Here is a 7,443-nt window from a genome sequence, read left to right as displayed (position 1 = left end):
GTCGAACAGCATGATCTTCGGCTTCATGCAGAGCGAGCGGGCGATCGCCACGCGCTGCTGCTGGCCACCCGAAAGCTGGCCGGGATACTTGTTGGCCTGTTCCGGAATCTTGACGCGCTTCAGATAGTGCATCGCCACTTCCTCGGCGTCCTTCTTCGGCATCTTGCGCACCCAGATCGGTGCCAGCGTGCAGTTTTCCAGAATCGTCAGATGCGGGAAGAGATTGAAGTGCTGGAACACCATGCCGACTTCGCGGCGCACTTCGTCGATCTTCTTCAGGTCGTTGGTGAGCTCGATGCCGTCGACGACGATCGAGCCCTTCTGGTGCTCCTCCAGCCGGTTGATGCAACGGATCATCGTCGACTTGCCAGAGCCCGAGGGGCCGGCGATGACGATGCGCTCGCCCTTCATGACCTTCAGATTGATGTCGCGCAGAACGTGGAAGTCGCCGTACCACTTGTTCATATTGGATATCTCGACCGCGACATCCGTGGTGGAGACTGCCAGTTTTTGCGCCTGGGCTTGGTTGGCCATATGTATTTCCTCTCCCTATCCGTCTGCCTTAACCGTCTCAGCGGAAGACGGCCTTTCCCTCGAGCATCCGCGCATATTGCGTCAGCGGATAGCACAGCAGGAAAAAGATAATCGCAACAAGGCCATAGACCTTGAATGGCTCGAAGGTGGCATTGTTGATGGCGTTCGCCGTCTTCAAAAGCTCCTCAAACCCGAGGATGGAGGCGAGCGCCGTGCTCTTGATCAGCTGCACGAGAAAGCCGACGACCGGCGCCCGCGTGATGCGGAATGCTTGCGGCAGGATCACGAGACGCAATTCCTGCAGGCGGTGCAGGCCGAGGCTCGAAGCGGCTTCCGATTGCCCGCGCGGCAGCGCCTCGACACCGGCGCGCCAGATTTCGGCCAGATAGGCGCTGGCATAGAAGGTCAGGCCGCAGACGGCGGCGGTCCAGGGCTCGATGCGCAGCCCGAGCATCGGCAGGCCGAAGAACATCAGGAAGAGCTGCATGAGCAGCGGCGTGCCCTGAAAGAGCGCGATATAGCCGGAACCGAAGCGCCTTGCCCACTTTGCCGGCGAAATCCGCGCAAAGAGGACGGCGATACCCACGATGGCGCCACCGGCAAAGGCGGCCGTGGACAGGAGAACCGTCCAGCGCGTCGCAAACAGCAGGTTCCGCAGGATATCCCAGAAGGTGAATTCGATCATTTTACGGCGGCTCCCAGCGTGCGGCGCCCGAACAGGATCATGCCGCGGCGCACCGCCGCAGACAGGCCGAGATAGATGAAGGTGACGACCAGATAGGTTTCGAAGGAGCGGAACGTCCGCGCCTGGAGCAGATCGGCCTCCTGGGCGAGTTCACGCACCGATATCTGCGACACGACGGCCGATTCCAGCATCATGATGATGATCTGGCTGGTCAGCGCGGGATAGATGATGGCGAGCGCCTGGGGCAGGACGACCTTGATAAACGCGAGCCGCGGCCGCATGCCGAGTGCCGTCGCCGCCTCCCGCTGGCCTCTCGGCACGGCGTCGAGACCGGCGCCGACCACCTCGATCGTATAGGCGGCCATGTTGAGCGTCATGGCGAGGATCGCGGCCACCATCGGATCCAGCCGTACGCCGATGCTCGGCAACCCGAAGAAGATGAAAAAGAGCTGCACGAGAAAGGGCGTGTTGCGGATGATCTCGACATAGGCGCCGACCAGCTTGCGCAGCCAGAGAGAGCGCCCCCGGCGCGCCGCCGCGCCGAGGATGCTGATGATCATACCGAAGACGGTGGTGCAGGCGATCAGGAACAGGGTGACTGCCGCACCCGAGGCCAAGGCTCCCAGACTGCCCCAGAGCCAGGTGAAATCGAGAGCATATTTCATGATGACCTCTTAAACCCGATGCGTGCGAAGATCGCTCAGTCCTTGAGGTTCTCAGGGTTGAGCGGCGTCTTCAGCCATTCCTTCGAGCTGGCATCGAGCGTGCCGTCGCTCACCATCTTGGCGATGGCCTCGTCGACCGCCTTCTTCAGCCCGTCCTCACCCTTGCGCACGGCGATGTGCGACGGCGAGGTGAGAAGCTGGAACTTCTGCTCGGGCTTCAGCTGGTCCTGGCGGGCCAGCACCTGCGCGCCGACATCGTTGCCGACGACCATCAGCTGCGTCTGGCCGGAAATGAAGGCCTGGATCACGGCATTGTAGTTTTCGAAGCGCTGGATGGTGGCCGAGGCAGGGGCCGCGGCAGTCAGCGACGTATCCTCCAGCGTGCCACGATTGACGGCGATCGTCTTGTCGGCGAGGTCTTCCTTGCCGGCGACCTTCAGCTCGGCCGGGCCGATGACGGCGATGTAGTAAGGCGCGTAGGCAGCGGCGAAATCGATCGCTTCGGCGCGCTCCTTGGAATAGCCGACGCTCATCAGGAGATCGACGCGGTCGTCGTTGAGATAGGCGATGCGGTTCTGGCCGGTGATCCCCACCAGGTTGAGCTTCACGCCGAGCGCATCGGCGATCTTCTGCGCCACGTCGACGTCATAGCCCTTGATGCTCATGTCGGCGCTGGCCGAGGAGAAGGGCGGGAAATCGGAGAAGATGCCGACATCGATCGTGCCCGCGCTCTTGATGTCCTCCAATGCATCCGCCGAGGCGGAGCCCGCGAAAACGCCGACGGCCGCAATCGCGGCGGCAAGCACAGATGTCAGTTTCCGTGTGATGGTCATGGTAATCCTCCCGTTTCGATGATCGCGCGACATGCCTTGCTCGGCGGATGTGGCGCTGAACGCGCCCTCCCCGGCATCGCTCTGTGACGGCATCATCGGCAGGGACCACCCCGCTTGGAAGCTCGAAAATTCGGGGGTGTATATAAGGAAACCTGATAATGGTCGGTCGGAATGGCCGACTTTAGGCCGGCAGCATGGCCGCATGGCGGGCGATGAACTCGACGAGATGGCGCGCGCCCTCGGCCATTTCCGGCTGGCTATACAGGCCGATCTCAATGCGGACAGGACCGGGCAGATCAGACGATTTGTCCAGCGTGCGGCAACCCTCCGGCTGCGTGTTGACGATCATCGGCGCAATCCCGATCCCGACGCGCACCGCCGTCGCCACGGCGACAAGCGTGGAGGCCACGCAGGCGGTTTTCCACGCGATGTTGCGCTGGGACAATGCACCGGTCACGGGGATCGTCCAGGGACAGCCCTCATCGAACATGATGATCGGAAGCGGCTTTGCCGCATCGACGACGAAATCGGACCGCACAGTCCACATCATGTATTCCGTCCAGACCAGGGTCGGCTTGCGCGGAAGGCAACTGATGTCGCAGACCGTGAGATCCAGATGGCCATCGTTGAAAAGCGTAGCGAGCCGCCGGTTCGGTTCGATGATGATATCGATTTCGATATCGGGATTCTGATCGCGGAAATTGCGCAGGATTTCAATGAGGTAACCGGCCGCGAAATCCTCCACGACGCCGAGCCTTACACGGTCGCGGATCGTCTTGCCGCTCAGCCTTTTGCCCACTTCGTCGGCAAGCGTGACGATCTCGCGGGCATAGGGAAGCATGATCTGGCCCTGTGCCGTCAGCGAAAGCCCCTTCGACGAGCGCAGAAACAGCCGGACGCCGACGAGCTCTTCCAGCTTGCGAAGCTGCATGCTGACGGCGGCCTGCGTCCGGTTGAGCGTCGCAGCCGCCCCGCTGACGGTCCCGATCTCGGCGACGGCCAGGAAGGCTCTGAGCAGGTAGGAGTCGAGATCAAGCATGCAAACCCCGGCTCCATGGCAAGACGCGGGATGGCAACGCATCGGCCTGCCGCATCCCTGCCCGTCACCATAACAGACACAACGCCGTCAATGGAGACGTAAAACGCTGGTTCCGATCGATTCGGCGAGCGCGGGATCGACACCGATGCGGCGCGGGCGGTGCAGATGGCCGGCCCGATCCTGACGGAACGGCTGATGGAATTTTCCGGCGGGCTAGTAATAGGGCTTGCCGAGGATCCTTGCCGATGGCGGGGTAGAAGGATCGAACTGGATCGGCACCTCCAGATTCACCCTCCGGTTCGGCCAGGGATTGATGCCGTCGCGCAGCCAGAGGATCGTGTCCAGCCAGAAGCCCGATGCGTGCATGTCGTGGAACAGGTTGAAATGGCCAATGGCATCGCGCCCGCAATCGGCCGGCGATATATGAACCAGGGTTCGTTCGGCACCGGCATAATAGTGCAGCGTGCGGCGGGCAGCAGCCAGCGTTCCCAGGTCATCATCGGATACCGTCACGGCGAGGATCGGTGCGCTGAACGCCCGCATCCTTGCCAGGACGACCGCACGCGACGCACGCGGATGGCTGCGTTCGAAACGCGGTCCGCGAAAACTCCATTCGTTGGCCACGCCCGCCGGCAGGTCTTCCAGCCAGCCTAGTCGCCGGCCGGGAAAATAGCCGCAGAGCGCCGTCAGAACAGGCATGGCGAGATGCCATTTCCAGAACAGCTTCAGACGCTGTGAACGCGCATAGTCGCCCCACCAGGCGAATTGCGCGCCGACCGTCAGCATTCGCGTAACCCGCGTGCCGCTGTCCGCCAGTCCCGGCAAAAATCCGCCGATGCTGTGGCCAACCACCAGCAGCGGACCGTCGCCGCGCCCGTCCAGAAAGCGGACAGCAGCATCGAAATCGAGCGCGCCCCAGTCACGCCAGCGATAGCCGCAGCCGCGCAAGGTCTCGGGCCGCGACAGGCCGATCCCCCTATAGTCATAGGTCAGAGCGTCGAAACCGTGCGCGGCGAGAAAGCGCGCATAGCGGTGATAGAAACGCGCCGGTACGCCCGTCGCCGGGTTGATGACGACCCTCCCCGCCTTGTCCGGCGCCGCACTTTCCCAGAGATGCCCGTGCAGCGAAAGGCCATCGCGACACGCTATCGCAACGGGCTTCGAGAGGATCTCGCGTGGTCTGGCGGCTTCATCGATCATGCCGAGACGATAGGGCCCGTCCTGCATTGTGTATATTCACTGGTCGGTATACATTTCGCCATGAGCAAAGCCGAACTTCCAACCCGCGACCGCATCATTTTGGCCGCCGGAAAACTGTTTCATGCGGAGGGCATCCGCGCCGTCAGCATGGATGCCGTCGCCGAACGAACAGGCGTGACCAAGCGCACCCTCTACTATCACTTCCGGAGCAAGGACGACCTGATCGCCGCGCATCTGGAAGCACGCGACCAGCCGAACCTCGCCCTCTTCCAGCAATGGTTCGACACGAGCGAAGGCGCGGTCGCCGACAGGATAATGGGGCTTTTCGCAAAACTCGCCCAGGCCGCCCGCCATCCGAAATGGAAGGGCTGCGGCTTTCTGCGCACATCGGTCGAGCTGATCAACCTGCCCGGCCATCCCGCCATTCTGGCCGGCAGGCTGCACAAGAAGCGGGTGGAGGACTGGTTCTGTTCGATCCTCGATCCGGCGGGCCAATCCGAGCCCGCCCGCCGGACGGCCCGGCAGCTCATCCTCCTGCTCGACGGCGCCTTTTCGGTCGTGCTGCTCCACCGCGATGCAAGTTACATGGACAGTGCAGGCGAAGCAGCGGCAAGTCTGGTGCGGGCGCTGGACAATACGCGATAGAGCGATCTCGCCCTTCCAAGGACCAGCAGATGCCGTCCGTCACGGTTTGCCGAGAATGAAGAAGACCTTTCGGACCGGCGTCAGGTTTTCCCAGGTTCCCTCGAACCCCGCCGAGACCACGAAGGTTTCACCGGCTGCGAAGATGCGGGAGTGACCCGCCTTGTCGGTGAGTCGCACGGTGCCCTCGAGGATATGGCAAAGCTCGTCGTAATCGCACTGGCAGCGTTCCAGATGAGGCTCCGCCTCCCAGATGCCGGCAAGCGCTGCGCGATCCGGCGCTTCGAAATGGCGCCAGCTCTGCGCGCGATAGGGCGCATCCACGATAGCGGGATCGGATGTTTCCGTCACGCGCGGCGCGATTTTCGCCGCATCGAAGGCGATCACATGGGCTGGTTCGGTCACGTCTGGTCCTTTCTGGTTTGCGTCAGGATGCGAAGCCGACGCCGAGGCGGTCGAATGTGCGCAGCATGCGCGAGCGCCGGCCGGTCTCGTCTTCGCGGGCGAGGTCGCGCTGGGTCCACTGCACCGCCAGGTCGCAGAACGGCTCCGGCGGGAACGGCACCGGGCGACGGCGCAGCATGCGCAAGGCCGTGCGCTCCGTCTGCTTGCCTTCGATGAGGTCGAGCATCGTCAGCGCCGCGAAGCGCGATGCCGACACCCCCTGCCCGGTAAAGCCGAGCGCATAGCCCACCTGACCGGCAAAGGCGGTTCCGGCGAAGAAGGTCATGCGCGCCGAGACGTCGATGATGCCGCCCCAGCGATAATCGAAGCGCACATCGGCGAGCGCTGGGAAAGCCGCCTCGAAATTGGCCTGAAGCGTCGCGAATGTCTGCTCTCGGTCCAGAAGCTCCGGATCGCGGCGCCCGCCGCGATGGTAGATCGCATCAAAACCGCCCCAGAGGATGCGGTTGTCCGCCGTCTTGCGGGAATAGTGAAACTGGTTGCCGCTGTCCGCGATCCCGTAGTTGCCGACCCAGCCGATGGAGCGCAGCTGCGCGTCAGACAGGGGCTCGGTCACCAGCGCGTAGTCGAACACGGGAAGGATCGTGGGCCGCAGGCGGCGCAGCAGCGGCAGGTCGGCGTTGGTGGCCAGCGCCACTTTCGGCGCCGTCAGGATCGCCGCAGGCGTGCCCAGGCGGATTTGCCCGTCCCGACGCGCAATCGACGTCACCCGCGTGTTTTCATGGATCGCAACGCCCGCCGCAAGGCAGGCCGCGCGAAGGCCGGCCACGAGCTTGCCGGGATGGACGAGCGCATAGTTCGGCTCGAACAGGCCGGCAACGTAGTGCGGGCTATCAAGCCGTTCGGCCAGCGCTTGCCCCGTCAGGAACTGCGTCTCGACACCGAAGGAGCCGTAGAGATCCTTCATCGCCCGCAGGCCGTCAACCTGCCACGGTTTGGCGGCGATGTTCAGCTTGCCGGACCGCTGGAACGCGGCATCGATGCCGTAGGTGCCGAGGTCGGCCTCGAGATCGTCGAGGTTCTGCCGGCCGAGGCGAACAAGGCTCTCCGCCTCCTTCGGCCAGCGGCCTACGGCATTGGCGACACCGTGCGAAATGCTGGGCGCGCAAAAGCCGCCGTTGCGGCCGCTGGCGGCCTCGCCGCAGCGGCCCGCCTCGACCAGCACGATCCGCGCGTCGGGCCAGCGCTCCCTCGCCTTCAAAGCGCTCCAGAGCCCGACGAAGCCGCCGCCGACGATGGCGATGTCGGCCGTGGTGTCCTGCGCCAGCGCCGGGCACGCCGGCGGGACCGGCAATCCCTGCCGCCAGACCGGGAAACGGGACGCTTCATCGAAACGGGGGGATTGAGACATCGCACATATCCTCGAACACAGGCCGCCGC

General features: G+C 63.8%; 9 protein-coding genes. 1 reads left to right on the top strand and 8 read right to left on the bottom strand.

The features are described 5' to 3' along the window. The 6 genes from ACOZKU_RS03980 to ACOZKU_RS03955 all read right to left on the bottom strand — a co-directional run. Positions 1–534, bottom strand: a 534-nt coding sequence (locus ACOZKU_RS03980; protein WP_421577761.1) for an amino acid ABC transporter ATP-binding protein, incomplete at its 3' end; no start/stop codon positions are given. Positions 535–571: 37 nt separating this feature from the next. Further along, positions 572–1,219 carry an amino acid ABC transporter permease gene (locus ACOZKU_RS03975; RefSeq protein ID WP_421577760.1) on the bottom strand — a complete coding sequence of 216 codons (648 nt, stop codon included), beginning with the start codon at positions 1,217–1,219 and terminating at the stop codon, positions 572–574. Next, entirely contained in the window at positions 1,216–1,884 is a 669-nt protein-coding gene (locus ACOZKU_RS03970) for an amino acid ABC transporter permease (protein ID WP_421577759.1), read from the bottom strand. Before ACOZKU_RS03970 ends, ACOZKU_RS03975 begins: the two co-directional genes overlap by 4 nt. Before the next feature lie 35 nt (positions 1,885–1,919). Then, the gene (locus ACOZKU_RS03965; protein ID WP_421577758.1) at positions 1,920–2,717 is read right to left on the bottom strand and encodes a transporter substrate-binding domain-containing protein; all 798 of its coding nucleotides are present in this window, start codon (positions 2,715–2,717) and stop codon (positions 1,920–1,922) included. A 181-nt stretch (positions 2,718–2,898) separates the two neighbouring features. After that, positions 2,899–3,756 carry a LysR family transcriptional regulator gene (locus ACOZKU_RS03960; protein WP_314085987.1) on the bottom strand — a complete coding sequence of 286 codons (858 nt, stop codon included), beginning with the start codon at positions 3,754–3,756 and terminating at the stop codon, positions 2,899–2,901. Positions 3,757–3,969: 213 nt separating this feature from the next. After that, a complete protein-coding gene (locus ACOZKU_RS03955) occupies positions 3,970–4,956 on the bottom strand; it encodes an alpha/beta fold hydrolase (protein ID WP_421577798.1) in 987 nt (328 codons plus the stop codon). A gap of 60 nt (positions 4,957–5,016) precedes the next feature. Between ACOZKU_RS03955 and ACOZKU_RS03950 the strand changes: the two genes are divergently transcribed. Continuing rightward, a complete protein-coding gene (locus ACOZKU_RS03950) occupies positions 5,017–5,601 on the top strand; it encodes a TetR/AcrR family transcriptional regulator (protein WP_421577757.1) in 585 nt (194 codons plus the stop codon). A gap of 39 nt (positions 5,602–5,640) precedes the next feature. On the opposite strand, the gene ACOZKU_RS03945 is transcribed toward ACOZKU_RS03950, so the two are convergent. Next, positions 5,641–6,003 carry a cupin domain-containing protein gene (locus ACOZKU_RS03945; protein WP_314085991.1) on the bottom strand — a complete coding sequence of 121 codons (363 nt, stop codon included), beginning with the start codon at positions 6,001–6,003 and terminating at the stop codon, positions 5,641–5,643. 22 nt (positions 6,004–6,025) lie between these two features. Continuing rightward, entirely contained in the window at positions 6,026–7,414 is a 1,389-nt protein-coding gene (locus tag ACOZKU_RS03940) for an NAD(P)/FAD-dependent oxidoreductase (protein ID WP_421577756.1), read from the bottom strand. Between the last annotated feature and the right edge of the window lie 29 nt (positions 7,415–7,443).

It is taken from the genome of Shinella sp. M31, from assembly GCF_049199205.1.
GTDB lineage: Bacteria > Pseudomonadota > Alphaproteobacteria > Rhizobiales > Rhizobiaceae > Shinella.
The sequence above is the reverse complement of the archived record's forward strand: the minus strand, read 5'-3'. Positions and strand labels throughout refer to the sequence as shown.